The 26,421-nt window shown below is 44.2% G+C and carries 25 protein-coding genes; 7 read left to right on the top strand and 18 right to left on the bottom strand.

From position 1 onward, the window contains the following. The first annotated feature begins 104 nt into the window (after positions 1-104). The gene (pyk, locus tag R7E51_RS14965) at positions 105-1,547 is read left to right on the top strand and encodes a pyruvate kinase (RefSeq protein WP_017821663.1); all 1,443 of its coding nucleotides are present in this window, start codon (positions 105-107) and stop codon (positions 1,545-1,547) included. 108 nt (positions 1,548-1,655) lie between these two features. On the opposite strand, the gene R7E51_RS14960 is transcribed toward pyk, so the two are convergent. Together R7E51_RS14960 and cydH are read right to left on the bottom strand one after the other, a co-directional pair. Next, on the bottom strand, positions 1,656-2,807 hold the full coding sequence (locus R7E51_RS14960; protein ID WP_017821664.1) for a patatin-like phospholipase family protein: 1,152 nt from the start codon (positions 2,805-2,807) through the stop codon (positions 1,656-1,658). Between the two features lie 44 nt (positions 2,808-2,851). Continuing rightward, positions 2,852-2,944, bottom strand: a complete 93-nt coding sequence (gene cydH / locus R7E51_RS14955; protein ID WP_005372970.1) for a cytochrome bd-I oxidase subunit CydH — start codon at positions 2,942-2,944, stop codon at positions 2,852-2,854. 127 nt (positions 2,945-3,071) lie between these two features. Here cydH and R7E51_RS14950 point away from each other — a divergent pair, with 127 nt between their 5' ends. The 3 genes from R7E51_RS14950 to R7E51_RS14940 all read left to right on the top strand — a co-directional run bounded on the left by R7E51_RS14950 (position 3,072) and on the right by R7E51_RS14940 (position 5,790). Then, positions 3,072-3,662 carry an outer membrane protein gene (locus R7E51_RS14950; RefSeq protein ID WP_005372968.1) on the top strand — a complete coding sequence of 197 codons (591 nt, stop codon included), beginning with the start codon at positions 3,072-3,074 and terminating at the stop codon, positions 3,660-3,662. A gap of 569 nt (positions 3,663-4,231) precedes the next feature. Next, entirely contained in the window at positions 4,232-5,698 is a 1,467-nt protein-coding gene (locus R7E51_RS14945; RefSeq protein ID WP_005372966.1) for a sodium-dependent transporter, read from the top strand. Then, entirely contained in the window at positions 5,695-5,790 is a 96-nt protein-coding gene (locus R7E51_RS14940) for a MetS family NSS transporter small subunit (RefSeq protein ID WP_005372963.1), read from the top strand. Before R7E51_RS14945 ends, R7E51_RS14940 begins: the two co-directional genes overlap by 4 nt. A gap of 67 nt (positions 5,791-5,857) precedes the next feature. Here the strand turns inward: R7E51_RS14940 and R7E51_RS14935 are convergent, their stop codons facing one another. The 15 genes from R7E51_RS14935 to yceD all read right to left on the bottom strand — a co-directional run bounded on the left by R7E51_RS14935 (position 5,858) and on the right by yceD (position 19,006). Next, positions 5,858-6,259 (bottom strand): hypothetical protein, encoded by a 402-nt coding sequence (locus R7E51_RS14935; protein WP_053349624.1) that lies wholly within the window; start codon positions 6,257-6,259, stop codon positions 5,858-5,860. A 212-nt stretch (positions 6,260-6,471) separates the two neighbouring features. Beyond that, complete coding sequence (gene ptsG / locus R7E51_RS14930) at positions 6,472-7,902, bottom strand: PTS glucose transporter subunit IIBC (RefSeq protein ID WP_005372959.1); 1,431 nt, start codon at positions 7,900-7,902, stop codon at positions 6,472-6,474. A gap of 444 nt (positions 7,903-8,346) precedes the next feature. Then, on the bottom strand, positions 8,347-9,114 hold the full coding sequence (locus R7E51_RS14925; protein ID WP_005372957.1) for a TatD family hydrolase: 768 nt from the start codon (positions 9,112-9,114) through the stop codon (positions 8,347-8,349). Continuing rightward, a complete protein-coding gene (locus R7E51_RS14920) occupies positions 9,105-10,067 on the bottom strand; it encodes a DNA polymerase III subunit delta' (protein WP_206957921.1) in 963 nt (320 codons plus the stop codon). Before R7E51_RS14920 ends, R7E51_RS14925 begins: the two co-directional genes overlap by 10 nt. A gap of 24 nt (positions 10,068-10,091) precedes the next feature. Beyond that, a complete protein-coding gene (tmk, locus tag R7E51_RS14915; RefSeq protein WP_005387350.1) occupies positions 10,092-10,724 on the bottom strand; it encodes a dTMP kinase in 633 nt (210 codons plus the stop codon). Further along, positions 10,721-11,737 carry an endolytic transglycosylase MltG gene (gene mltG, locus R7E51_RS14910; protein WP_005372950.1) on the bottom strand — a complete coding sequence of 339 codons (1,017 nt, stop codon included), beginning with the start codon at positions 11,735-11,737 and terminating at the stop codon, positions 10,721-10,723. Before mltG ends, tmk begins: the two co-directional genes overlap by 4 nt. Then, positions 11,734-12,549, bottom strand: a complete 816-nt coding sequence (gene pabC, locus R7E51_RS14905; RefSeq protein ID WP_206957922.1) for an aminodeoxychorismate lyase — start codon at positions 12,547-12,549, stop codon at positions 11,734-11,736. The genes mltG and pabC overlap by 4 nt, the downstream gene beginning before the upstream one ends. Before the next feature lie 107 nt (positions 12,550-12,656). Further along, the gene (fabF, locus tag R7E51_RS14900) at positions 12,657-13,907 is read right to left on the bottom strand and encodes a beta-ketoacyl-ACP synthase II (protein WP_005372948.1); all 1,251 of its coding nucleotides are present in this window, start codon (positions 13,905-13,907) and stop codon (positions 12,657-12,659) included. Between the two features lie 93 nt (positions 13,908-14,000). Beyond that, positions 14,001-14,234, bottom strand: coding sequence for an acyl carrier protein (acpP, locus tag R7E51_RS14895; RefSeq protein ID WP_004406112.1), 234 nt, complete (start codon positions 14,232-14,234; stop codon positions 14,001-14,003). Positions 14,235-14,480: 246 nt separating this feature from the next. Further along, entirely contained in the window at positions 14,481-15,215 is a 735-nt protein-coding gene (gene fabG, locus R7E51_RS14890; RefSeq protein WP_031781117.1) for a 3-oxoacyl-ACP reductase FabG, read from the bottom strand. 45 nt (positions 15,216-15,260) lie between these two features. Then, positions 15,261-16,184 (bottom strand): ACP S-malonyltransferase, encoded by a 924-nt coding sequence (fabD, locus tag R7E51_RS14885; RefSeq protein ID WP_005387313.1) that lies wholly within the window; start codon positions 16,182-16,184, stop codon positions 15,261-15,263. 75 nt (positions 16,185-16,259) lie between these two features. Beyond that, complete coding sequence (locus R7E51_RS14880) at positions 16,260-17,210, bottom strand: beta-ketoacyl-ACP synthase III (protein WP_017821385.1); 951 nt, start codon at positions 17,208-17,210, stop codon at positions 16,260-16,262. A gap of 5 nt (positions 17,211-17,215) precedes the next feature. Beyond that, positions 17,216-18,241 (bottom strand): phosphate acyltransferase PlsX, encoded by a 1,026-nt coding sequence (plsX, locus tag R7E51_RS14875; RefSeq protein ID WP_206957923.1) that lies wholly within the window; start codon positions 18,239-18,241, stop codon positions 17,216-17,218. A 10-nt stretch (positions 18,242-18,251) separates the two neighbouring features. Further along, complete coding sequence (gene rpmF / locus R7E51_RS14870) at positions 18,252-18,422, bottom strand: 50S ribosomal protein L32 (RefSeq protein WP_206957924.1); 171 nt, start codon at positions 18,420-18,422, stop codon at positions 18,252-18,254. A gap of 59 nt (positions 18,423-18,481) precedes the next feature. Beyond that, a complete protein-coding gene (gene yceD / locus R7E51_RS14865) occupies positions 18,482-19,006 on the bottom strand; it encodes a 23S rRNA accumulation protein YceD (RefSeq protein WP_005387307.1) in 525 nt (174 codons plus the stop codon). A 149-nt stretch (positions 19,007-19,155) separates the two neighbouring features. Between yceD and R7E51_RS14860 the strand changes: the two genes are divergently transcribed. Then, positions 19,156-19,737 carry a Maf family protein gene (locus R7E51_RS14860; RefSeq protein ID WP_054577644.1) on the top strand — a complete coding sequence of 194 codons (582 nt, stop codon included), beginning with the start codon at positions 19,156-19,158 and terminating at the stop codon, positions 19,735-19,737. A 58-nt stretch (positions 19,738-19,795) separates the two neighbouring features. Here R7E51_RS14860 and rluC read toward each other — a convergent pair whose 3' ends face one another. Then, positions 19,796-20,740 carry a 23S rRNA pseudouridine(955/2504/2580) synthase RluC gene (gene rluC, locus R7E51_RS14855; RefSeq protein WP_206957926.1) on the bottom strand — a complete coding sequence of 315 codons (945 nt, stop codon included), beginning with the start codon at positions 20,738-20,740 and terminating at the stop codon, positions 19,796-19,798. A gap of 639 nt (positions 20,741-21,379) precedes the next feature. Here rluC and rne point away from each other — a divergent pair. Then, positions 21,380-24,454, top strand: coding sequence for a ribonuclease E (gene rne, locus R7E51_RS14850; protein ID WP_042523100.1), 3,075 nt, complete (start codon positions 21,380-21,382; stop codon positions 24,452-24,454). Between the two features lie 332 nt (positions 24,455-24,786). Then, entirely contained in the window at positions 24,787-26,346 is a 1,560-nt protein-coding gene (locus R7E51_RS14845) for a SulP family inorganic anion transporter (RefSeq protein WP_005380840.1), read from the top strand. Positions 26,347-26,421 lie beyond the last annotated feature (75 nt).

Raw genomic sequence — 26,421 nt, 5'->3', positions numbered from 1 at the left:
AGCTTTAAGGTGTGGGCTCAGCAACGAGGCTAACCTTGAGAGCGATTGCGTAAAGTAAGGATAGAGTTCAAGTTACCTTTACACACACATTCATCGGAGAATCTATGACTTCCAAATTAAGACGAACAAAAATTGTCACTACGCTGGGTCCTTCAACGGATAAGGACAATATACTTGAGGAGATCATCAAAGCCGGTGCAAACGTTGTCCGTATGAATTTTTCACATGGAACCAGTGAAGACCACATTCAACGTGCGAACAAAGTCCGTACCATTGCAGCAAGACTTGGGCGTCAGGTTGCAATTCTTGGTGACTTACAAGGCCCTAAAATCCGTGTATCAACGTTTAAAGACGGCCAAGTCATTTTGAATGTGGGCGATAAATTCACATTAGATAGTGATTTACCAAAAGGTGAAGGCAATCAAAAATCTGTAGGGTTAGATTATAAAGAACTACCGCAAGATGTTTCACCAAATGACATTTTATTACTCGATGATGGACGCGTTCAGTTGCAAGTTACTAAAGTAGAGAGTAATAAAGTTCATACCCGTGTGATTGTCGGTGGTCCATTGTCCAACAATAAAGGGATCAACAAAAAAGGCGGCGGATTGTCAGCGGATGCGCTCACAGAGAAAGATAAAGCTGATATTCTTACCGCCGCAGCAATTCAAGTGGACTACCTTGCTATTTCATTCCCACGTAACGGCGAAGACATGCATTACGCTCGACGCTTAGCCAGAGATGCAGGCCTTGAAGCCATGTTAGTGGCTAAAGTCGAACGAGCAGAAACCGTCGCGACCAATGAGTCTATTGACGACATTATTCTCGCATCCGATGTGGTGATGGTTGCACGTGGTGACCTTGGTGTAGAAATCGGTGACCCTGAGCTCATTGGTGTCCAGAAAAAACTGATTCGTCGCGCACGCAGTTTAAACCGTATCGTGATTACTGCGACACAAATGATGGAATCCATGATTACTAGCCCAATGCCAACGCGTGCTGAAGTGATGGATGTGGCCAATGCGGTTCTAGACGGCACTGACGCGGTGATGCTGTCTGGAGAGACTGCTGCAGGTAAATATCCTGTAGAAACGGTCAAATCCATGGCCGAAGTATGTGTGGGGGCAGAAAAAATGTCGGAGGCAAGTCTATCTACTTATCGCTTAGATAGAACCTTCGAAACCGCTGAAGAAACCATCGCAATGGCAACCATGTACTCTGCGAATCACATGGAAGGAATTAAAGCGATGATCTCGTTAACTGAGTCTGGCAGGACTGCGTTGATGATGTCTCGCTTAAGCTCTGGCTTGCCAATATTTGCCTTATCACGGAATGAATCGACACTAAATCGAGCAGCATTATACCGAGGCGTGACACCTGTATATTTCGAGTCAAAAAGTGATGCGGGTTTACCAACAGCTCAAGCAGCGATTACTAGCCTTAAAGAGCAAGGGTTCTTGCACAAAGGTGATTTAGTCATTATTACTCAAGGCGATGTAATGGATGTTGTTGGCTCAACCAACTGCATGCGCATTCTACAAGCGTAGTCGTTATACCTAACTGGAATTAACCACAAGAACCCGCAAATAAGGCTCCGAAAATGGAGCCTTATTTATATGCTTTGTATATTGCGCACATCGTGAACGTAAGAAGGTTTATGCAGTCTCTCTACCATCAATTTCAACATCCAGCTGGTCATAGAGTTGAACTAGGTTAAACCCAGCTTGAAGCCCAAGTTGATAGTCATGCTCTAGTGACTCTTGGTCACTTAACAAAGAAGAAGAACGAAGTCCCTCTTTAGGCGCAACTTGTAAAATAAAAGTGTCGTCAGGTGGAGCAGATATAAAGGCCTGAGTGAGCTCAAATGTTTGATAATGAATCATCAGCATGTCGGCTAAACCTGAATCAAAATTCTCACCAATCAGATGACTTAAACGATACAAGTTATCGGCACCGAACAACCAACGGCCTCCATTTAACAGCATTTTCCCTGCAAGCTTCGATTGATGTGCTGCATTAATTTTTTGTTGGAAGAACGACGCCCAATCCAGCTTCCACTGATTCACTTTTTGCTGCCATGATTGCTGTACTGAGTTGATAGACTCTCGATACCATTCGACAGGCACATCCCCCACTTCACTTTGGGCTCTCGCTTCAATCTCTGAAAACGGCTCTGTGCGAATGACAATAATGTTGCGAGCATTCTGACGCCACGCTTCTTGAACAGGGATAGAGGCAGACACGCCGCCATCAACAAACTTATTGCCATTTACGTCGACAGGTCCGTGGTACAACTTGGGAATCGCACATGTCGCTAGCATAGTGTTAAACCACGAGTCATCCAAGATTGGTAGATATTGATCTGATAGCGTCTCTATATTCGTTACCGCAGCAAACGCTCCTCGTTTTCCCAATGCGCTGCGACCTAAATCAAGGTCAAGCTTGTATGGGAAATCTTGAATCCGTTCTAATGCCCACTCTAAACCTAAGTACTGCTGCTTTCGGATATAGCGAAACAGATTAAAAAATTCAGGAGACGTTGTCAGCTCGGTAATAAAAGCTTTGCCCATGCCATGTTGACGACACAAGTAAGAACATAAGTTAAGTGCTCCGGCAGAGGTGCCATAGAATTCATCGAAAGGATCGAAGTTGGAAAGTAAAAAGGCGTCTAAAACGCCAGCGGTAAAAATCCCTCTCTGCCCTCCACCTTGCGTGACTAAAGCAGTTTTACCATGCCTAAAGTGCTCATAAACTTTTACATCAAGCTCTGCATGGCTTTCTGTGATTATACCGCTGTTACGTATCATAGGCTCACGCCGTTTTGTTAAAACGTTTGGTAAAAGTGGTTATCTTAAGCTGTTGTAATAGCAATGATGCCAAATGACAAAAGCACTGCAAAAACAGTCACCACAATGATTAATGCGGATTTTAGATCGTGTTCCATAAACACCTCCTTAATATGTAACAAATTAATAACACCGGTGTGAAATATGTTCAAGATTTGCTTAATTTAGTCGCGCAATTTTGACTAACCCATCACAATTAGCTTAGTCATAATAAGGAGATAGGGGATGAACCAAAAACTCAGCTGGCTAGTAGGAATCATGATGATGAGTACTGCTATCAATGCACAAGCGAATATCATCGTTACACCATACATAGGCTATACAGGAGGCGGCCAAGTAGAGGATGAAAGTGGTAATACATACGATCTCGACCCCGCAGTGAATTACGCTCTTTCAGTCGAGACTCCCTTAGAAAAAGGAAGGATCGGATTGTTTTACTCCAATCAATCGACGGAACTTGAAAAGCTGTCCAACTCGGCAGATATCCATTATCTGCACTTCCAAAGCAGCATGTACTATCCTGTCGCAGAAAAATGGCAAACCTATATCGGTGTAGGTTTGGGCGCTTCTTACGCCGATGTGGATTGGGTAGACAAAAAATACGGATTTTCGGCTAGCGCTTTTGCAGGGCTGGAATATGAATTTTCAAAGAACTTTGCATTAACAGCCCAACTGAGATGGTTAGGAACGGTCGTTGATAACGATACATCTGGCGCCTGTACTCTACCTAATGACGGCTCAAACTGTATCATTAAGTTCGATACTGATTGGATGAACCAATTCCAATCAAATGTCGGTTTTAGTTTCCGCTTCTAATTTTTATGCATGTTCCTTTATAGGACTCGTCACAAAGAACGCTGAACGAGTCCTGCACAGAGCCGATAAAGGACATCGTCTAAACACCATTGTTTGGCAAAGTAACGAAGCATCATCTAGATAGGTGCACAAAAGATAGCCGTACGCCCTAATTAATCAAAATAGTCTTAAACACCAAAGCAATTATTAGATCCCAGTCATTTATTCCAGACAAACAACCACACACCCACATAAAACCACAATCAAACTCAAATTTAACAAGATTAAAACCAGACAACGCATCTGAATTAACATTTAGATTCTATTGCGCTAAGTATTATTAGAAGTTAGTCTGATCAGTGAAAACAGATAAATATTTCAGTTTTATCAAACACACATCAAAATTTTAAGATTAATAATCTACTTTCTCTTACAGTAGCCAGAATATAGCTCTATAAAATTATAAGAAGTTAGAATTAAGGATAGAAAAGCTGATGGATAACAGCGGTCCTTTCTTCCAACTGTTTGCGCAATTATTACTGTGTTACGTAGAGAGCTTCATTCCTCAGGGAGTCTTATAGGAGTCAAATATGAAGCGAGAACAATGGGGATCCCGGGCGGGATTCATCTTAGCAGCAGTTGGGTCTGCTATCGGTTTGGGAAACATTTGGCGTTTCCCATACATGGCCTATGAAAACGGTGGCGGCGCATTTTTTATTCCTTACATTTTTGCCATGATCACTGCCGGTATTCCATTTATGATCCTTGAGTTCAGTATGGGACAAAAATACCGAGGCTCGGCACCAAAAACACTTGCGAAAATTCATTCTAAATTTGAATGGCTTGGCTGGTTCCAAGTTGGTGTGGCTGCAGTTATTGCCGTTTACTATGTGGCTGTTATCGGTTGGTCGATTTCTTACTTTGGGTTGTCGTTTACTCAAGGTTGGGGAACCGATACCAACGCATTTTTCTTTAGTGAATACCTAAAGCTAGGTGACAACTCACCAACAGACTTAGGCAGTATTCAATGGAAGATTGCTTTATCCATGGTAATTGCTTGGGCAATTACTTACACCGCCATTGCCAAAGGCGTGAAATCAGGAATTGAACGAGCATCTAAAATTATGATGCCAATCCTATTCTTGATGGTGATTTTCTTAATCGGACGTATGATTTTCTTGCCAGGAGCTCTAGATGGCGTGAACTACATGTTCGAACCCGATTTCAGCAAAATTTGGGATGTGAAAGTATGGGCAGCGGCATATGGTCAGATCTTTTTTACGCTAAGTATCGGCTTCGCCATCATGCTAGCTTACTCTAGCTACCTACCAGAAAAGTCGGACATAACGAATAACGCGTTTATGACCGTGTTGATCAACTGTGGCTTCTCGATCCTAGCCGGCATCATGATCTTCTCAGTATTGGGTTACATGGCTCAAGAGCAAGGTAAGCCGTTAACAGAGGTGGTATCTGCAGGCGTTGGCTTGGCTTTTGTTACTTTACCTGCGGCAATTAACCTACTACCTGCCCCATATATTCTTGGTCCACTGTTCTTCTTTGCACTGGTGGTTGCTGGTCTAAGTTCGCATATTTCAATTATGGAAGCCGTAACTTCAGCCATTATCGACAAGCTGAAGTGGAGCCGTAAAAAAGCTGCAAATGTTGTGATTGGTATTGGCTTCGTTGTCTCTATGGCGTTTGCTACCAATGGCGGTCTGCTGCTACTCGATCTAGTAGACCACTTTGCAAACAACGTTGGCATCATGGTTGGTGGTCTGGTTGAGATTGTCTTGATGGCGTGGCTATTGAAGCGCGTGCCAGAAGTACGTAATTACGTTAACGAGCGCTCTGATTTCTCTGTTGGTCAATGGTTCGAGATCTGCTTACGCTTCGTTACACCAATCATGCTCGCCATTATCTTAGCGACCAAGCTATACGCCCTAATTACTGAAGGCTACGGTGGCTATGATCTAACTTTAGGCTGGGCACTTATCGCCGCACTCTTTATCTTTGGTCTAGTGATCAACGCAGTGAACCGCAAGGAGACAGCAAAATGACAATCAGCGCAATTATTATGATGGTTATTGGTTTAGGTATCACTTGGGGCGGCGCTGCCGTTTGCATCAAGCGAGCCATGGATAAACAATAGAACGTTAAGTTCCACATAAAAAACGCCGGTAGTTACCGGCGTTTTTTGTACATACATTAGTTCAATTCTAGAAACTGTACTTGATGCCAACGGCGCCGCCAAGTTGCAAGTCAGCACCTTTGTAAAGATCTAGCTCTGGGTGTATTTGACCATAAAGGTCCCAGCCGCGTGATAAATCCCAGTTCACACCAAGTGGTACTCTCACACCAAACTCGTCATCCCATTCATACCAGCCACCAACGCCGACATACCAAGTCACAGGCATGTTTTGATCGAATGTTCCACGCTTAGCGATGTAATCAAACGCCATACCATCGTTTCCGATAATGCCACGATATTTGTTATCTAACTCTACAACAACACTTAATTGTTGATCGACAGCCATACCAACTGATAGATCCGTTGGTTCGCTTGCCGCCATTGCCGTACTTGAAACTAGTCCCAAAAATAAAATGAATTTGTTCTTCATACACGTTATCAATTATTCAAAAAAACATTATTCACTATTCAAACATAATGGCATATCAATATGTCAACGATGGGTAAGCTCGATGTATGAAAAAGCTGACAAAAGTAAAGATGAGTTTAGGATCACACTAAAAAGGAACTGTCAGTTAATAAAATAGGAACTAAAAAAGGAGGCCGAAGCCTCCTTTTATGCATTACTATGAATGACTGCGATTAACCGTGGTTACGAATCCACTCATCCATTTCAGTTTTTAGGTTATCAGACTTAGTACCGAAGATAGCCTGTACACCACCAGCTACAACTACAACACCAGCAGCGCCTAGTTGTTTTAGCTTGTCTTGGTCAACAGCTGCTGTATCTGCAACTGCTACACGTAGACGTGTGATACATGCATCTAGACCAGTAATGTTAGCTTTACCGCCAAACGCTGCAACCAGTTCACCGCCCATATCAGAGCCAGAAGTTACAGCTGCACTTTCCGTTTCATCTTCACGGCCAGGTGTTTTTAGGTCAAGCGCTGTGATTACACCACGGAACACTACGTAGTAAATTACTGCGTAAACTAGACCAACGGCAATCATTAGCACCATCTTCTGAGCGTTACCAGATAGAACTAGGAAGTCGATCAGACCGTGAGAGAAAGAAGTACCGTGTACAAAGCCTAGAGTGTTCGAAACGATGTATGCAGAACCAGCTAGTAGAGCGTGGATACCGTATAGTAGTGGAGCAACGAATAGGAATGAGAATTCGATTGGCTCAGTAATACCAGTTAGGAATGAAGTCAATGCAGCTGACGCCATGATACCCATTACTTTTGCACGGTTTTCTGGTTTAGCACAATGAGCAATTGCGATTGCTGCAGCTGGTAGACCGAACATCTTGAACATGTAACCACCCGCTAGCTGACCGAAGCCATTACCAGCAGCACGAGATGCTTCATCAGCAACTAGGTAACAAGTTAGTACACCATTTTGAGCTTCACCGGCAGCGTTAACACAAGAACCTGCTTCGAAGAAGAACGGTACGTTCCATACGTGGTGTAGACCGAATGGGATTAGAGAACGCTCAACAACACCGTAGATACCGAATGCTAGCTGTGGGTTTTGGTGTGCAGCCCAATCAGAGAATGCAGAAATTGCACCGCCAATTGGTGGCCAGATAACAGAAAGGATAACACCTAGGATGATCGCAGCAAAACCAGTGATGATTGGCACTGCGCGCTTACCAGCGAAGAAGCCAAGGTACTCTGGAAGTTGGATTTTGAAGAAACGGTTGAATGCCCAAGCAGCCACACCACCGACAAGGATACCACCTAGTACACCTGTATCGATTTTCTCAACACCCATAACGCCCGCCATTACACCTAGCGTTGCCGTCATGATGCCGTAACCAACGATAGCTGCAAGACCTGCAACACCGTCGTTGTTAGTGAAGCCTAGAGCTACACCTACTGCAAATAGAAGTGCCATTTGGCCGAATACTGAACCACCAGCTTGTTCCATAAGATTAGAAACGATCTCTGGAATAAAGCTTAGATGGGCAGCACCCACACCTAATAAAATACCTGCAACTGGTAAAACTGATACTGGAAGCATCAGAGCCTTACCAACTTTTTGCAGGTTAGCAAAAAGGTTCTTAAACATGTTTATGCTCCTGATAAATTTATAAGTATTATTTGGGCACTAACGGCACACCCCCGTAGCCTAAAGGTTAGCACCCAATGAAAATGTAACCACAACTGCATTATATTTTCCGGCTCTAAATATATATTGATGACCCTCAAACTTTCCACACAGTTACGAAATTTAGTTTCAAAACAAGTCTTGGATCACACCCAAAAACAGCCGATGAAAAGGTTTGCATTGCACTTATATTACTGTTTTATAAAGAATTAATTATTTATATAATTAATTTTAAGGCGTAAATAAAATACGCCTCAATGTTATTTTTAGTAACAAAATTACATTTGTGATTTTTGAATGTTATTAAATCAACATTTTTAGTAAACATTAAACTCGTGAGCGTATCTGTTGTTTTTATCAACAAAAAAGGAGCCTAAGCTCCTTTTTTATGCTCTTATTATTTTTTCATCGCAAAAAAAGATTTCGGAAGTTTTCGGTGGTTTTTTGTGCCACTTCAGAAAGAGAGCACGATTTGAGTTGCGCAATATAAGAAGCGACTTCGACAACGTAAGCGGGTTGATTCTCTTTGCCACGATGAGGGACAGGAGCCAAGTAAGGAGAATCTGTCTCAATAAGAAGCTTCTCTAAAGGTAGAGTCTTCACCACTTCTTTTAACTCTGTAGCTTGACGGAAAGTAACAATCCCCGAGATAGAAATATAAAACCCCAGCTCCAGTGCAGCTTCAGCAAATGGAAGATCTTCTGTAAAACAGTGGATAACACCACCACATTTCTCTGCCCCACCCTTACGCAAAATATCTAGAGTATCCGCACGTGCGTTTCTGGTATGGATAATTAAAGGTTTGTTGAGCTCCACTGCAAGATCAACGTGTTGCTCAAAGCGCTCTTTCTGTAACGCGGCCGTTTCGGGCTTGTAATGATAATCTAAACCCGTTTCGCCAATAGCGACGACTTTTGCATTCGACGCATGGTGGCGCAATACGTCCATCGAAAAGTCGCTTTCAACATCAAGTGGGTGCACACCGCACGAAGCATAAACATTGTCATAAGGCTCGATCATTTCCATCATTTTCGGGAAAGAATCCAGCGTTACTCCAACAGAAAGTAGTTCAGTTACGTTTGCTTGTTTAGCTTTGTTAATAACGTCTTCCACATTGATGTGGAGATCGTCGTAATTCAATTTGTCTAAATGACAATGAGAATCTACGAACATAATGCCTCTCGTGATTCAATTAACCAATTCATTGATAGTAGCTCAAGGTTCAGGCCAGGAAAGGCTTGCACCTGAGCTTTCAGGTTCATCAGCGCCTTCGCTGATGAGTACAAACCGTTATAGTTGTCCGGTTGAAACTTTGTCGCGCCCGGAAGCATTTGAGCTTCTGATACACCAAACTGCGCTTTCTGAGCATCTGTCAGTAAATACCATGCCCAGTCTAGTGATTGCTCTGAGTGTTTAGCGATTAAAGAAGCACACTCAGAAACGTCTGAAACAGGCGAAGACATTGCCTTAATAAAACTGCGTTCAAAAGCCAAGTAAGCTTCGAGCTCACCATTATTTAACGCATCCAATGTTTTTATTGGAGAGCCCATATTCAGTTTTAAGGCATAAGCAGGAACTTGCTTCGCCCCTTGTTCGTGCATCCATTGCATCGCTTGTTCCGCTGACGGAGGCGCAACAACCCAGTGTTGGCAACGGCTACGAATCGTTGGGAGCAGACGCTCCTGATTGTGGGTAACGAGCAAAAACAAGCACTTTGCCCCAGGCTCTTCTAGCGTCTTTAACAGCGCATTCGATGCCGACTCGTTCATAGAGTCCGCCGGTTCTATTACAAATAGGCGGTAACCATTAAGCTGAGATGATTCCTGAGCAAGACGGTTACAAGCGCGAATTTGGTCCACCGTTATCGCCTTTCCTTCTTTCTCTGGCTTGGTCCAGTGTAAATCAGGGTGGTTTTGAGATTGATTTAGCTGGCAGCTATGACAAAAACCGCATGCTTCACTCGCGTAATTTTGGCAAAGAAGTGCTTGGCTAAAAAACTCGATAAGTTTTTCGATGCCCAAGCCCTGCTCGCTTTGTAATAAAAGCGCACCTGGTATTCTGTCCGACTCTAACCCTACTTTGAGGTTATCCCATATTGGCTGTAGCCATGGATAATCATTTAACATGAGTCACCTAAATTTACGTTTCACTTATTGACGAGCTAGCCACTCGTTTAGAGCGTCCCGAATATCACGCGACACGCCTTCAATCGTCTGTTCTGCGTTAATGATAACGATGGAAGGATCGGCATGAGCAATCTCCAAATAACGCTCACGTGTACGCTCGAAGAAACTAATATCCATCTTCTCTATACGATCTAACTCACCACGCCCACGTGCACGCTCAAGCCCAACACGAGGGTCAATATCCATATAGAGAGTGAGAGCAGGTTTAAAATCACCAAGCGTTGTATCCCGGAGATTTTTCATTAACGATGCGTCAATCTGACGGCCACCACCTTGATAAGCTTGCGACGACATATCGTGTCGGTCACCAACCACCCACTGACCGTTTTCCAAAGCTGGTTTGATCACGTTCTCAACCAACTGAACACGTGCAGCGTACAGAAGAAGCAACTCCGTCATGTCCTTAAGTTCTTCGCCTTCGTGCTCTTCTTTCACCAGAGCGCGCATTTTTTCTGCTAGCGGTGTGCCTCCTGGCTCACGGGTATTTACGATATCCTCAATACCTGCCGCTTTTAGCGTATCTAAAACGGTTTTAATCGCAGTGCTTTTACCCGCGCCTTCTAGGCCTTCAACGACAATAAAGTTTGCTTTCATCATTTGTTCTTTCTTAGTTCTCTTAAATAGGCACGAACAGCACGGTTGTGCTCAGCAAGGGATTTCGAAAATACATGTCCGCCCTTTCCACTTGCTACAAAATATAAATAGTTGCTGCTTTCTGGATTCAAAGCCGCTTCAATGGAAGCTTCACCAGCCATCGCAATCGGTGTTGGTGGCAAACCATTGATGGTATAAGTGTTATATGGTGTCGGCGTACGCAAATCTTTCTTACGAATATTGCCATCGTATGCATCACCCATACCATAAATAACTGTCGGATCAGTTTGTAACCGCATGCGTTTGTTCAATCGGTTGATAAACACAGAAGCGACGCGCTCACGCTCAGAATCAATAGCCGTCTCTTTCTCGATGATAGACGCGAGAATCAAGGCTTCATATTTATCCTGTAATGGCAGCTTTTCTTGACGAGCTTCCCAGCTAGCGTCCAGTATTTTATTGAGTTTTCGATGCGCTCGTTTTAATAACTGGCTTTCACTCGCACCCGCTGTGTAATGGTAGGTTTCTGCTAAAAACAACCCTTCTAGCTTTTCTCTCTCAATTCCGAGCTTCGCAGCCATTTCTTTTTCTGAAAGATCGGTTAAATCATGCTTTAAATAAGGAGCACTTTTTAGTTGATCTACCCATTCAGAAAAGCGGCTGCCTTCAACAAAAGTGATCGCAAACTGGTATTCTTTTCCAGTATTCAGATGCTCCAATGTTTGCGAAAGTGACATACCAGGCTCAAGTTGGTAAGTACCCGCTCGCACTTGCAACAATTCTGGATATAAGTGAGGAATTAAACGGATATACTCCGATGTTTCAATCACCTCATCTTCAACTAAGGCGCGCATGACATGATGAAAGCTTGTACCACTTTCTACAGTAAACAGCTGAGGTTGTTCCAATAGAATAGGCTTTTCAACGTATTGTTTAGCCTGTGAAATTATATAAAAAACAGCTGCTGCGCCTATCACTGCGATCAGCACAACAAAAGCCAACAGTTTTTTAATCACGTAGTTAAATTCCCTTGCAGTCGTTGAGTCAATTTTCCTATCGGAAATATAGTCTTAGAGTTCGATGTCACTATGCTGCGAATAGGTGCGACACCTAATATTGAGTTACACATGAAAGCCTCGTCAGCACTCAGCAAATCTGGAAGTATAAAACGCCGCTCGATGACTTCAATATGACTTACTTTAAGTAACTCAAGCACCTTACGACGCATTACGCCCGTAACGCCTGATAAGGTCAGCTCCGGCGTAAATACTTTATTACCTTTAACCCAAAAAAGGTTGGCCATTGTAGTTTCAATGACATGGTTTTGCACATTTAACGTTATTGCATCTGCAAACTCTGTATTGTCGATTTCAGCCTTGGCGAGAATCTGCTCTAAACGGTTGTTGTGCTTATGTCCCGCAAGTAAAGGTTGAATCCCTAGACGAGTATTACAAACGCCCAAGTCCACACCTTGTTCTTGCCAAGATGAATAATGAGAAGGAAACGCAAAATTGGAAATCGTCACGATAGGGCTTTCAATCCCATTAGGGCTATACCCTCGCCCGCCAATACCGCGGCTAACGTGAATCTTCACCCCTGCTCGTGCGTCAGATAAAACCGCTTTGCTTGCCCAATCATGCACAACTTTCCAGTCAGGTGAAGAGATCTTCAAAGCGTCAAGGCAAGCACTCATGCGCTCAGTATGTTCCTGCCAGTAAACCAACTCTCCATTTTGGGTCAGGATGGTGGTAAAGCCTCCATCACCGTATTGGAATGAGCGATCACCTAGCTCTACATGCGTTTGCGGAACTCCATTTACCCAAAACATTCACGTACCTTCAAATTAGCAGACAACAAATAAAACAAAACGGCTCAATGCTAAGCATCGAGCCGTTAGAATACAAGTTTCGCTTATCTAAATTAGGTTAGATAGTGTTACTCAGCGAACTTCTTGAAGATCAAAGAACCGTTTGTACCACCAAAGCCAAACGAGTTACAGATAGCGTACTCCATACCTTCAACTTTGCGCGCTGTATGCGGCACAAGGTCGATGTCTAGACCTTCTTCTGGATCATCAAGGTTAATGGTTGGCGGAACAATTTGGTCAACCAAAGACATAACCGTGATAATTGCTTCAACAGAGCCAGCAGCACCTAATAGGTGACCCGTCATAGACTTAGTTGAAGACACAAGAACTTGCTTCGCACCTTCTTCACCAAGAGCACGTTTCACGCCCTTGATTTCTGCAACATCACCAGCAGGAGTAGAAGTACCGTGAGCATTCACATAACCTACTTGAGTACCTGTGATGTTAGCGTCACGCATCGCCGCTTCCATCGCAAGTGCACCACCAGAGCCGTCTTCGCTTGGAGATGTCATGTGGTAAGCATCACCAGACATACCAAAACCAACCAGTTCTGCGTAAATCTTCGCGCCACGTGCTTTTGCGTGTTCGTACTCTTCAAGCACCATCATGCCAGCACCATCACCTAGAACAAAACCATCACGGCCTTTATCCCATGGGCGAGACGCTTTTTGAGGCTCTTCATTACGAGTAGATAGTGCTTTAGCTGCACCGAAGCCAGCCATGCCAAGAGGCGTAGAAGCTTTTTCTGCACCACCAGCAACCATCGCATCTGCATCGCCGTAGGCAATCATACGTGCTGCATGGCCGATATTATGCAGGCCAGTAGTACATGCGGTAGAAATCGCGATATTTGGACCACGAAGACCACGCATGATAGATAGGTTACCTGCAACCATGTTTACAATGGTCGAAGGAACAAAAAATGGGCTAACTTTGCGAGGGCCTTTGTCTACTAATGCAGTATGGCCAGTTTCGATAAGGTCAAGACCGCCAATGCCTGAGCCGATAGCAACACCAACTCGAGCCGCATTTTCTTCGGTAATTTGTAAGCCAGAGTTATCAAGAGCTTGAATACCCGCTGCAATGCCGTACTGGATGAAAAGGTCCATCTTACGAGCATCTTTTTTAGACATGTACTCTGTGCAATCGAAATCTTTAACAAGACCTGCAAAACGAGTTGAGAAGTTCGTAGTATCAAAGTGCTCGATATTTACGATACCACTTTGACCTTCTAGCAGGGCTTTCCAAGATGATTCTACTGTGTTGCCTACCGGTGACAACATACCCATGCCAGTGACAACTACACGACGCTTGGACACGATATAATTCTCCGGGAATTGAATATTTCTATGAGAGGATAGAAGAAGTTAGAAAGAACACAGGCGGTCTAGGAGACCGCCTGGGAGAGCTAATTACTGAGCGCTGTTTACGTAGTCGATTGCAGCTTGAACAGTAGTGATCTTCTCAGCTTCTTCGTCAGGAATCTCAGTGTCGAATTCCTCTTCTAGAGCCATAACTAGTTCTACAGTGTCTAGAGAATCAGCACCTAGATCGTCAACGAAAGAAGCTTCGTTTTTAACTTCTGCTTCGTCTACACCTAGCTGTTCAACAATGATTTTCTTTACGCGTTCTTCGATGTTGCTCATTTTTCTTTTCCTTTACAGATTTCGCCTAATGCGATGATTCCGTAGTTTATTCGAACTATTGAAAGTTGCAAGGGGGTCCTTGCTGGTCAAACCACAAAATTAGCGAATTTAACCGAATTTCAATACATTTTTGACTTAAATCATGCACAAATCTTGCGCATAAGCATGACAAGTTCATGACAGTTAACTGCAACTATAGGCTATTTTTCACAATGTAAAATAGCTTATTTTGCATAAACTGTCGCATTAAACCATGTACATGCCACCATTTACATGCAAAGTTTCACCAGTAATGTACGCTGCTTCAGGAGAAGCAAGGAAAACTACTGCTGATGCAATTTCACGTGGGTCACCTAAACGACCTGCTGGCACGTTCGACAAAGTTGCCGCACGTTGGTCATCATTTAGCGCCTTAGTCATGTCAGTTTCGATGAAACCAGGAGCAACAGTGTTCACTGTTACACCACGAGACGCAACTTCACGAGCCATTGATTTAGTAAAACCAATCACGCCCGCTTTCGCTGCTGCGTAGTTAGTTTGACCAGCATTACCCATGGTACCAACAACAGAGCCTACGTTGATGATACGACCCGCACGTTTTTTCATCATACCGCGTAAAACCGCTTTAGACATGCGGTAGATTGGCGTTAGGTTGGTATCGATGATGTCGTTCCACTCATCATCTTTCATGCGCATCAATAGGTTGTCACGAGTAATACCAGCGTTATTCACCAGAATATCGATCACACCAAATTCTTCGTTGATCGTTTTTAATGTCGCTTCGATAGACTCGACATCAGTCACGTTAAGCGCTAAGCCTTTACCGTTATCACCAAGATACTCGCTGATAGCAGCCGCACCACTTTCAGAAGTAGCAGTACCGATAACCGTAGCACCTCGCTCGACAAGAAGTTCCGCGATCGCGCGGCCAATACCACGGCTTGCGCCGGTAACTAGCGCGATCTTACCTTCTAGATTCATCATGTTGTGTTTCCTTTTCTTATCGCAAATTTATCGCTTGATGGATTACTTCGCAGCGTCTAGCGATGCGATATCATTCACTGCGGCTGCAGTTAGCGTTTTCACGATACGTTTTGTTAGACCTGTTAAAACTTTACCAGGACCAAGCTCAAGAAGATTTTCTACGCCTTGTTCGTGCATCAGTTCAACTGTCTCAGTCCAACGAACTGGGCTATGTAGCTGACGAACAAGCGCATCTTTGATTTTTGCAGGATCTGTCTCAGCAACCACATCAACGTTGTTGATAACTGGCAGCTGTGGTGAGTTAAATTCGATAGACTCGAGAGCTACAGCAAGTTTTTCCGCTGCTGGCTTCATAAGTGCACAGTGTGAAGGTACTGAAACAGGAAGAGGAAGCGCACGCTTCGCACCAGCTTCTTTACATAGCGCACCAGCTCGCTCTACTGCGTCTTTGCTACCAGCGATAACGACTTGACCAGGCGAGTTAAAGTTTACTGGAGAGACCACTTCGCCTTGCGCTGCGTCTTCACACGCTTTTGCAATCGCATCATCAGCCAAACCGATAATCGCGTACATTGCGCCAGTACCAGCTGGTACTGCTTCTTGCATAAGTTGACCACGTAATTCAACCAGCTTGATGGCTTCTTTAAAGTCAATAACACCCGCACATACAAGTGCTGAGTACTCACCTAGGCTGTGACCGGCTAGGTTTGCTGGTTGCTCTAAGCCAAGTTCCTGCCATACACGCCAGATTGCAACAGATGAAGCTAGCAAAGCTGGTTGAGTACGGAAAGTCTCGTTTAAATCTTCTGCAGGTCCATTTTGAACAAGCGCCCATAGATCGTAACCTAGTGCGTCAGATGCTTCTGCAAATGTTTGTTTTACTACGTCATATTGTTCGCCTAGTTCTGCAAGCATACCTACAGCTTGAGAACCTTGACCTGGAAATACGATAGCAAACTTGCTCATGTTGTTTTCCTTTAAGCAAAGTAAAAAGAAATAAGATGCACCAAGTGCACCTTAAATTTTGAATTCTTGTGAAACTTAGAACTTCACAAGGGCCGAGCCCCAAGTGAATCCGCCGCCAAACGCTTCAAGAAGCAGAGTTTGACCGCGTTTAATACGACCATCACGTACCGCTTCATCTAGTGCTGTTGGCACCGTCGCAGCTGATGTGTTGCCGTGTTTATCAAGTGTAATCACGACTTGGTCTAGTGACATCGAAAGTTTCTTCGCTGTCGCTGAAATAATGCGGTAGTTCGCTTGGTGCGGCACTAGCCAGTCTAGTTCAGACTTATGCATGTTGTTGGCTTCAAGCGTATCTTTTACTAGTTTCGATAGCTGAGTGACAGCGACTTTGAATACTTCGTTCCCAGCCATATGAAGCCATTTATCCGCATCTTGCCCCCGCACAGGTACAGGTAGGCTTAGAAGCTCTCCGAATTGACCATCCGAGTATATGTGGGTAGAGATAATGCCAGGCTCTTGGCTAGCGCCTACGACAACGGCTCCGGCACCATCACCAAATAGGATAATGGTTGAACGGTCTGTCGGATCACACGTTTTAGACAAAGCATCTGAACCAATCACAAGTACGTTTTTGCACATACCAGATTTGATATGTTGGTCTGCAACAGATAATGCGTACACAAAACCAGAACAAGCAGCGGCTAAGTCAAAAGCTGGACAACCTTTAATGCCAAGCTTTGCCTGCACCTGACACGCAGATGAAGGGAAAGTATGGCTACTGCTCGTTGTGGCTACGATAATCAGGTCGATATCGTTTTTATCAATACCCGCCATATCGATAGCGTTTTCAGCTGCGTAGAATGCCATGTCTGCTACAGTCTCGTTTTCTGCAGCAATTCGACGCTCTTTAATACCCGTGCGAGCAACGATCCACTCATCACTTGTATCTACCATTTTCTCTAGATCTGCGTTTGTACGCACCTGAGATGGCAGGTAGCTGCCAGTACCTAAAATTTTGCTATACATGAAGACTAATAATGCCTCTCGAGTAAAACCGCTTCCAAACGATCGCTAATACGGCTTGGTACTTGTCGTTTGACCTCGTGTACTGCCTCGCCAAGTGCATTGACAATCGCAGATACATCCGCACTTCCATGGCTTTTTATGACAATGCCGCGCAATCCTAGCAAACTTGCGCCGTTATACTGGTCGGGGTTCAGTGTTTTTAGTTCATTAAACAGCCTAGAAAACAACTTTCTAGCTATCCAACCCTTTATCGTTGATGCCATTATGCTGGTTTTAATTTTTTCGATAAAAAGTTGAGCTGTTCCCTCACTGGCTTTTAAGCATACGTTGCCGACAAATCCATCACAAACAATGACGTCAGCAACATCATGCAAAATTTGATTACCTTCAATATAACCGACAAAGTTAATCGCATCGGTCTGAGAAAGCATTTCTGCGCAACGTTTGACTAAATCGTTACCTTTAATCTCTTCTGCGCCAATATTGAGTACAGCAACGCGAGGAGGACGACCCAAGTGTTCTTCAGCTAATGCACTGCCCATTACAGCAAATTGGAACAAGCTATCAGCATCGCACGATACATTCGCCCCCAGATCTAGCATCCAAGTGCGCTTTCCGGTAATCGTCGGTAAAGCGGAAACTAAAGCAGGACGTTCAATGCCGGGAAGTAACTTAAGAATGAAACGCGATAGTGCCATTAATGCACCGGTGTTGCCACCACTAACACAAGCATCCGCTTTCTGCTCAGAAACCAAATCGATAGCCATACGCATAGAACTATTTTGGCTATTACGCAACGCCAATGAAGGTTTTTCTGAGTTCGAGATAACTTTCTCGCTGTGAAGAATAGTCAAGCGGGAACTGGTCGAGGTACCGAGTTGAGATAATTGAGACGTGACCAGAGATTGATCACCAATAAGAATCACTTTTAGCTCTGGGAAATGAGACAGTGCCTGCACGGCGGCAGGCACTGTTACGCGTGGACCGAAATCCCCGCCCATTGCATCAAGTGCAACGGTAATACTTTGCAAAGGTTCAACCTTACTTGTTGATAACCTTTTCACCACGGTAGTAACCTTCAGCAGTTACGTTGTGGCGTAGGTGAGTTTCACCAGAAGTCGCGTCTACAGATAGAGCAGCTGTAGTTAGCGCATCGTGTGAACGACGCATACCGCGCTTAGAACGAGTTTTACGGTTTTTCTGTACGGCCATTGACCCTACTCCTATACTATTGGGTTAAAAACCTGAAGAAGAATCGGCTACCACACCTATTACTTTTTCAGACTTTTCAAAACGTCGAATGGATTCGGTTTTTCTTCCTCAATTTCTTCAGGAATCTCACCAAAAACCATGTTATTTGAATCAACGCTACAATCCGCTTCATCGTGCATCGCAATTTGAGGTAATGCTAAGATGAACTCGTCTTCAACAAGTTGTATGAGGTCTAATTCACCATATTCATTTAGATCTACCAAATCATAAATTTCTGGTGCTTCCTGTTCTGTTTTCTCACCGTAGTAAGGAGTAGAAAGGAATTCAACTTCGCACTCATGTGCGAATACCTCATTACAACGCTGACACTCTAAATCGACTTCGATGTTAGCTTTACCAGAGATAACAACGAGTCGCTGTTCATCCATCCCAAATGACAATGAGACTTCTGCGTCGCGTTTTACGCCTTCAGTTGTTTCCACTAAGCGCTTGAAAAGACTAGCTTGGATGATGCCATCGTAATCCAATCGTTTCTGTGCAGCTTTAGCTGGGTCAACCGTTCGCGGTATTTTTACCTTTTGCATAGGGCGCGAATATTATCTTCCAAATCAAAATTAGTCAAAGAAAAAGGCAAAAAAGTTGTACTTTTTTGCGCTTAACATACAGAGCATTAGCCAGAATCATTTTTGATCGATTATCCTATTGGAAATGCTCCCACGAATTGTAATTCAAAATGAAAAATTACCAACTGGTTTTAGCCTCAACTTCCCCTTTTCGTAAACAACTGCTTGAAAAGCTCTCACTACCATTCGTTTGTTTATCACCTGATTGCGATGAAACACCTTTTGACCAAGAAACGCCAACTGAACTTGTGCAGAGACTGGCCCAAGAGAAAGCAATATCTTGCCAGACGGATAAAGCAAGTTTAGTTATCGGCAGTGACCAAGTTTGTGTCATTAATGGTGAAATCGTTGGCAAGCCTTTAAATAGAGATAACGCGATAAATCAACTTTTGGCTCAAAGTGGAAAAGTCATCACTTTCTATACTGGTCTTGCGGTACATAACACCGTCACAAACCATACAGAAGTCGGCTTTGATTCTTTCGAGGTGCACTTTAGAGATTTAACGCTTGAACAAATCAAACGCTACGTCGACAGGGAAGAACCTTTTTACTGCGCAGGCAGCTTTAAAAGCGAAGGCATGGGAATTTGCTTGTTTACGAAATTAGTTGGTAAAGACCCGAACACACTTGTCGGACTACCATTGATTGATTTGATTGATATGTTGCATGTTCAAGGACTCGATGTCCTTTAACCCAAATACGATAAAAGGGAGCCACAGGCTCCCTTTTGCATCCGCGAGGAAAACATGGTTACGCGTTTCTTAAACCCGCCAACACTTTTTCTAGTTTCGGTTCCATCGGTGCGTTGATTTCCATCCACTCATCATTTGATGGGTGTTGGAACTTGATGTTTGCCGCGTGTAGGAACAAACGATCTAAACCAACTTGACCTGTGTAAGCGTCAAAGCGACGATCACCGTAGCGATCATCCCAAGCGATTGGGTGACCAGTGTATTGCGTATGAACTCGGATTTGGTGAGTTCGACCAGTAATCGGACTCGCCTGAACCAATGTAGCTTGTTCGAACTTTTCCAAAATCTTAAAACGCGTTTCTGACGGCTTACCATTAGGGTTAACACGAACAATACTGTTCACTTCGTTTTTGAGCAGTGGCGCGTTCACAACCTTACAACTGCTTTTCCATTGCCCCATGACAAGAGCTAAGTAAAACTTCTTTACTGTCTTTTCACGAAACTGGGCTTGCAAGTGACGAAGTGCAGAACGCTTCTTAGCAACCAGCAAAATCCCTGAAGTATCACGGTCAATACGATGCACAAGTTCAAGAAAGCGAGCTTGAGGACGCAGAGCCCTAAGCGCTTCAATCGCACCAAACTTTAAACCACTGCCACCATGCACAGCGGTGCCAGATGGTTTGTTTAGAATCAACATATGGCCATCTTCGAAGATAATCATATTTTCCAACTCAGCGACTTTGTTAAGTTTCGTACTTGGTGCGACATCGTCATCTTTTTTCTCGACGGTCACCGGTGGAATACGAACGAGATCGCCTGCTTTTAACTTGTACTCTGCTTTTATACGCTTTTTATTTACGCGCACTTCGCCCTTACGCACAATTCGGTAAATCATGCTTTTAGGAATGTCTTTTAATTGGTTGCGCAAAAAATTATCAATGCGCTGACCCGCCATATCTTCGTCGATATCGACGAACTGGACTTTTGTTCTTATTTCGTTCATGGGCGGTATTGTAAACTCAATTTCGTGCGACTTCACATTATTCTTGTCGTAAAAGAAACACTCCGTGGCACATACTGGTCTAAATTTCGCCAAGCTTTTGTTTAAATTATTAAAACTCTCAATCAAGTTCTCAATTTGTTTTCTGTCTTGAACAGTTTGCACATCTCAATTGCTTATGAAACAGCCAGTTATAAAATAGAAATTTTGAGTTTAGCGGCAAATTTTCTATCGTTTGCGTGAAAGCAGATTGCTGATAGCCACGCGCACTGCTATAGTTCACAGCTGCTAAGGAAGGTTTGGTTACATTTTATTCATTACCAATCATTTATCCTCAAGCAATGTGAGTAGATCGTTGAAGGTCGAGTGCAGCATTGGCGTGAGACACATCGAATTCAACACTCTTGCCACCCTACTCCTCGCATATTCACGTTGAGTACCTACCGCCCAAATAGCGGGTCACAAGTCTACGTTTCCAACAGAAACCACAAGAGGCTTGTGATGACTGAAGTGCCCGAGAGCATCCCCTTCCAGCCGGGAGGCTGCAAAATACAAGCCATGGGATCAGGCACCGTGAAAGAGCGAAAAAACAGTGGCAAGTCGACAAGAAAGATATAAAAGAAAAGACAACGAGAATTTTCAATGAAAAGAATGTTAATTAACGCAACTCAAAAAGAAGAGTTGCGTGTCGCTCTGGTTGATGGCCAGCGACTTTTCGATCTTGATATCGAGAGTCCAGGTCATGAATCTAAAAAAGCGAATATCTACAAAGGACGTATCACACGTATCGAACCAAGCTTAGAAGCCGCATTTGTTGATTACGGCGCCGAGCGTCACGGTTTCCTCCCTCTCAAAGAAATTGCCCGCGAATATTTCCCTGAAGGTTACACCTACCAAGGTCGTCCAAGCATCAAAGAAGTGCTAACGGAAGGCCAAGAAGTTATCGTTCAAGTGGAAAAAGAAGAACGTGGAAGCAAGGGCGCAGCTCTTACTACTTTCATTTCTCTTGCTGGTAGTTACCTTGTTCTGATGCCTAACAACCCTCGTGCTGGCGGTATTTCTCGTCGAATCGAAGGTGACGAGCGTACTCAACTAAAAGCCGCATTAAGTACTTTGGAACTGCCTCAGGGCATGGGCCTAATCGTACGTACTGCTGGCGTTGGCAAGAGTGCTGAAGAGCTTGAGTGGGATTTGAATGTACTACTTAACCACTGGGGTGCAATCAAAGGTGCAGCGGACTCTAACCCTGCTCCATTCTTAATCCACCAAGAAAGTAACGTTATCGTTCGTGCAATCCGTGACTATTTGCGTCGTGATATTGGCGAAATCTTAATTGATAGCAACACCATCTACGAACGTGCAAAAGAGCACATTCAATTGGTGCGCCCTGATTTCCTTAACCGCGTTAAGAAATATGAAGGCGAAGTTCCACTATTCAGCCACTACCAAATCGAAAGCCAAATTGAATCGGCTTTCCAACGTGAAGTGCGTCTGCCATCTGGTGGTTCTATTGTTATTGACCCGACTGAAGCACTAACGTCTATCGATATCAACTCTGCTCGTGCAACCAAGGGCGGCGATATTGAAGAAACAGCTCTAAACACGAACCTAGAAGCAGCCGACGAAATTGCTCGCCAATTACGTCTACGTGACTTGGGTGGCTTAGTGGTTATCGACTTTATCGATATGACCCCAGTTCGTCACCAACGAGAAGTAGAAAACCGTCTACGTGAAGCCGTTCGTCTTGATCGCGCTCGTGTACAAATCGGTCGTATTTCTCGCTTTGGTTTGTTGGAGATGTCACGCCAGCGCTTGAGCCCTTCTCTTGCAGAAGCAAGCCATCACATCTGTCCTCGCTGTAGCGGAACTGGTGTCGTTCGCGACAACGAATCTCTAGCACTTTCTGTACTTCGTTTAATTGAAGAGGAAGCGCTAAAAGACAACACAGCACAAGTACTTGCAGTCGTACCTGTGCCAATCGCCTCTTACTTATTGAACGAAAAACGTCGTTCAGTAAACCATATCGAACGCATTCAAGAAGTGAAAATTACGGTTGTTCCTAACTCTGATATGGAAACACCGCACTTTGAAGTTATCCGTGTTCGTGAAGGCGAAGAGTTCGATCTGATTTCTTACTTACTTCCTAAGAAACTGGAAGCAATGAAAGAAGCAGAAGGTAAAGAGCCAGCGGAAGTTGACGTAAAACCAAAACGAATTGAAGAGCCAGTTCTTAAAGGCTTTGCTGCTCCGTCTCAAACCGCACCTGCACCAGCAGCTAAACCAGCTCCTGAGGCGAAGAAGAAAGAACAAAACGTTGAACAAGAAGAGAAACCTGGATTATTCAGCCGTCTGTTTAAAGCACTTGGTAGCTTCCTATTCGGTGGTTCTGAAGAAACAAAAGAAGAACAGAAACCTCAGGAAGAGAAAAAACCAAATCGCGATAATCGACGTAACAAACGTGATCGCAACGATCGTCGTCGCAATAACAACCAGCGTGATAATCGTGATAACCGCGACAATCGCGATAACCGACGTCGTCGTAAGCCTCGTGATGAGCAGGCTAATGAGCAAAACGAAGCTCAACAACAAACAAATAAACCGCAAAACCGTAACCAAAAGCGTAAACCTAAAGCTCAACAGGCAGATAAAGCCCAAGAGCAGAAAGCAAACGCAAAAGTAGCGGAAAAAGGTCTGCAGCTAGCAGCGGAAGCTCGTACTGAAACAAAACCAGAAGAGAGCAAACCGAAGCAGCAAAATGCGAAAGCAGAAAAAGTGAAAGAGCGCCGCCAACGTCGCAAATTGAACAAGTCTGTACGCGTTAAGGACCAAGAAGCTATTGAGAAGAAAGCCGAAGAAACAGCGGTTAAGACTCAAGAAACGGTTGAAGCTAAAGTTGAAAAGCCAACAGAAGCAGCGGTAGAGGCACAGCAAGACAACAAGCAAGCAGAGTCTAAGCAACGTCGTAATCGTCGTTCGCCACGTCACCTGCGTGCAAGCGGCCAGCGTCGTCGCCGTGGCCGTGATCGCCGCCCTAACCCGTTCCGCCTACGTAAGGGAGGTGTCGCTTCTCCTGAAATGGCTATGGGTAAAGTAATGCCACGTTACATTCCGAAACCAGCACCTAAGAAGGAAGAGCGAGTTAAGGAAGAAGCTGTAGCAGCAGTACCTACAATCCAAGGTGGCTTTGCGTGTCCAGAAATGGCAATGGGTAAAGTGATTATTCGTCGCGAGCAACCTGTCGTAACAGATGCGCCAGTTGTTGAACACAAGGTTCAAGAAACCGTTGAAGCGAAAGTGGAAGCTCCAGTAGTAGAAGCACCTGTTGTTGAAACAGTAATCGCAGAAAAAGCTGAATCGGCAGTAGTAGAAACAGCATCGGTAGAGCCTATCGTTGAAACTCCTGTAACTGAACATGCTGAACCGGTTGATGCCATTGTAGAAACGGCACCTACTGAAGAGCCTATCGTTGAAGCAGCAAAAGAGATTGTAGCCGAAGCGCCAGTAGATAAACCAGAGCCTAAAGTCGAAGCCATTAAAGTTGCTGCTAAGCTAAACGCTAGCGCACCGATGACGAAAGCACCTGGCCCTCAAGAGCTACGCGAAATCACGGTTGCAGCAGCGCCGTTCAAAACCGAACGTTACCAAGCTAAAGGTGCAGGTAGCCAAGTGGCTAAAAACCGTGCATCGGCAGAGATGACAAAGCCTAACTTTAACTAGGCTAAATCATTACGTTCAACTGCTTAACGGCATAAATAAATTAAAGGCTACCATCTGGTAGCCTTTTTTATCTTCATATTTGCCCAATAAATTGTTCATATAAATACCAATTCGTGATCACATTTGTACGCCATTATTCGTATCATTCTTGAACTTAATCACACTTTTCGGTAGCATGCGCCGACTCAAGTTTTCGACACCATTCTGATGCTGCTCTTTTAATACTACGGTTTACACTGCAATGTTTGATTAGAAATCAACCACTCAGTGGCTTGTGCAAATACGAATATGTGTCGGGTTTAACTCATTGCAAAGAGAACTTAAAAACAAACATGTTCGAATTTCCCCAATTTTCTAAGCACTCCGTAAAAAATGATGTGCTATCAGGCTTAACCGTTGCGCTAGCATTGGTTCCTGAAGCTGTCGCATTTGCGTTCGTCGCAGGCGTAGATCCGATGGTCGGTCTTTACGCTGCATTCATCGTTGGTCTTATTACTTCCATTTTCGGTGGTCGTCCCGGCATGATCTCTGGTGCAACAGGTGCCATGGCAGTCGTAATGGTTTCGCTTGTCGCGACTCACGGTGTCCAGTACCTATTCGCAGCCATCATGCTCGCTGGTATACTTCAAATTGCCGCTGGTATGTTTAAATTGGGTAAGTTCATCCGTATCGTGCCTCACCCTGTGATGATTGGTTTTGTGAACGGTCTGGCTATTGTTATCTTCCTAGCTCAGTTGGGTCAGTTTAAAGCGCCAGATATCAACGGCATGCTTACTTGGCTACCACAAGACCAAATGCTACTAATGCTTGGTTTGGTTGCGCTAACTATGGCAATCATTCACTTTCTACCAAAAATCACAACGGCTGTACCCTCTTCACTTGTTGCAATCGTAACGGTGACTGCTTTAGTGGTTGGTTTGGATCTGGAAACTCGTACTGTTGTTGACTTCCTGCGTACAATGTCTGGTGATGAAGCGGCAACACTCGCAGGTTCACTGCCGACCTTCTCTATTCCGGCGGTGCCATTTACGCTAGAAACTCTACAAATCATTCTTCCATACGCGATCATTCTAGCGGCCATTGGTCTAATTGAATCTCTACTAACACTGACAGTTTTAGATGAGATGACGAATACTCGTGGTCAATCTAACCGCGAATGTATCGGTCAAGGTATGGCAAACATGACGTGTTCTGTGTTTGGCGCAATGGGTGGTTGTGCGATGATTGGTCAGTCGATGATCAACGTAAACTCAGGTGGTCGTGGTCGTCTATCTGGTATCGTTGCGGCTATCGCTCTATTGATGTTTATCTTATTCGCTTCTTCGCTAATTGAAATGATCCCACTCGCTGCTCTGGTTGGTGTGATGTTCATGGTTGTCATTGGTACATTCGAATGGGCAACATTTAAGCTAGCACGCCGCGTACCGAAGCAAGACTTCTTCGTTATTGTTCTTGTGACAGTTGTTACTGTTCTTACTGACCTTGCTGTTGCCGTAGCGGTTGGTGTTATCGTTTCTGCATTAATGTTTGCATGGCAACACGCTAAGCACATCTATGCCGACACGTGCTTAAACGAGGAAGGTTCAAAAGAGTACAAGATTCACGGCCCTATTTTCTTTGGCTCTGCGGCTAACTTCCTGGAGTTGTTTAACGCGCCTGAAGATCCAAAAGATGTGATTGTCGATTTTGCAGACTCTCGCGTGACTGATCACTCTGCAATTGAAGCCATTGAAACACTGGCTGAGCGTTACAATGCTCAAGGTAAAACGCTGCACCTTCGTCACCTAAGCCCAGATTGTCGTAAACTTTTGGACAAAGCTGGCAGCTTGGTTGAAATTAACGTGAAGGAAGACCCAAGCTACAAAGTCGCAACCGACATACTAGCGGGTTAATGACCCGTCCTGATATGGGTTGACACTTTTTAACTAAAACGCTCGATGTACTTCATCGGGCGTTTTGTATTTTAA

Origin of the sequence: Vibrio sp. Vb1166 (assembly GCF_033338695.1) — a bacterium.
Taxonomy (GTDB): Bacteria; Pseudomonadota; Gammaproteobacteria; order Enterobacterales; family Vibrionaceae; genus Vibrio; species Vibrio alginolyticus.
This window is presented reverse-complemented; position numbering and strand designations above follow the sequence as displayed.

What these genes read in the sequence shown, in the direction of transcription:
- fabD (WP_005387313.1), bottom strand. Translation starts at nt 16,184, where the DNA reads ATGAGCAAGTTTGCTATCGTATTTCCAGGTCAAGGTTCTCAAGCTGTA.
- ptsG (WP_005372959.1), bottom strand. Translation starts at nt 7,902, where the DNA reads ATGTTTAAGAACCTTTTTGCTAACCTGCAAAAAGTTGGTAAGGCTCTG.
- pyk (WP_017821663.1), top strand. Translation starts at nt 105, where the DNA reads ATGACTTCCAAATTAAGACGAACAAAAATTGTCACTACGCTGGGTCCT.
- rpmF (WP_206957924.1), bottom strand. Translation starts at nt 18,422, where the DNA reads ATGGCCGTACAGAAAAACCGTAAAACTCGTTCTAAGCGCGGTATGCGT.
- fabG (WP_031781117.1), bottom strand. Translation starts at nt 15,215, where the DNA reads ATGAATCTAGAAGGTAAGATCGCGCTAGTTACCGGCGCAAGCCGTGGT.
- yceD (WP_005387307.1), bottom strand. Translation starts at nt 19,006, where the DNA reads ATGCAAAAGGTAAAAATACCGCGAACGGTTGACCCAGCTAAAGCTGCA.
- R7E51_RS14860 (WP_054577644.1), top strand. Translation starts at nt 19,156, where the DNA reads ATGAAAAATTACCAACTGGTTTTAGCCTCAACTTCCCCTTTTCGTAAA.
- R7E51_RS14940 (WP_005372963.1), top strand. Translation starts at nt 5,695, where the DNA reads ATGACAATCAGCGCAATTATTATGATGGTTATTGGTTTAGGTATCACT.
- R7E51_RS14935 (WP_053349624.1), bottom strand. Translation starts at nt 6,259, where the DNA reads ATGAAGAACAAATTCATTTTATTTTTGGGACTAGTTTCAAGTACGGCA.
- acpP (WP_004406112.1), bottom strand. Translation starts at nt 14,234, where the DNA reads ATGAGCAACATCGAAGAACGCGTAAAGAAAATCATTGTTGAACAGCTA.
- tmk (WP_005387350.1), bottom strand. Translation starts at nt 10,724, where the DNA reads ATGATGAAAGCAAACTTTATTGTCGTTGAAGGCCTAGAAGGCGCGGGT.
- R7E51_RS14945 (WP_005372966.1), top strand. Translation starts at nt 4,232, where the DNA reads ATGAAGCGAGAACAATGGGGATCCCGGGCGGGATTCATCTTAGCAGCA.
- R7E51_RS14925 (WP_005372957.1), bottom strand. Translation starts at nt 9,114, where the DNA reads ATGTTCGTAGATTCTCATTGTCATTTAGACAAATTGAATTACGACGAT.
- pabC (WP_206957922.1), bottom strand. Translation starts at nt 12,549, where the DNA reads ATGTTTTGGGTAAATGGAGTTCCGCAAACGCATGTAGAGCTAGGTGAT.
- R7E51_RS14920 (WP_206957921.1), bottom strand. Translation starts at nt 10,067, where the DNA reads ATGTTAAATGATTATCCATGGCTACAGCCAATATGGGATAACCTCAAA.
- R7E51_RS14960 (WP_017821664.1), bottom strand. Translation starts at nt 2,807, where the DNA reads ATGATACGTAACAGCGGTATAATCACAGAAAGCCATGCAGAGCTTGAT.
- cydH (WP_005372970.1), bottom strand. Translation starts at nt 2,944, where the DNA reads ATGGAACACGATCTAAAATCCGCATTAATCATTGTGGTGACTGTTTTT.
- R7E51_RS14880 (WP_017821385.1), bottom strand. Translation starts at nt 17,210, where the DNA reads ATGTATAGCAAAATTTTAGGTACTGGCAGCTACCTGCCATCTCAGGTG.
- rluC (WP_206957926.1), bottom strand. Translation starts at nt 20,740, where the DNA reads ATGAACGAAATAAGAACAAAAGTCCAGTTCGTCGATATCGACGAAGAT.
- rne (WP_042523100.1), top strand. Translation starts at nt 21,380, where the DNA reads ATGAAAAGAATGTTAATTAACGCAACTCAAAAAGAAGAGTTGCGTGTC.
- R7E51_RS14950 (WP_005372968.1), top strand. Translation starts at nt 3,072, where the DNA reads ATGAACCAAAAACTCAGCTGGCTAGTAGGAATCATGATGATGAGTACT.
- R7E51_RS14845 (WP_005380840.1), top strand. Translation starts at nt 24,787, where the DNA reads ATGTTCGAATTTCCCCAATTTTCTAAGCACTCCGTAAAAAATGATGTG.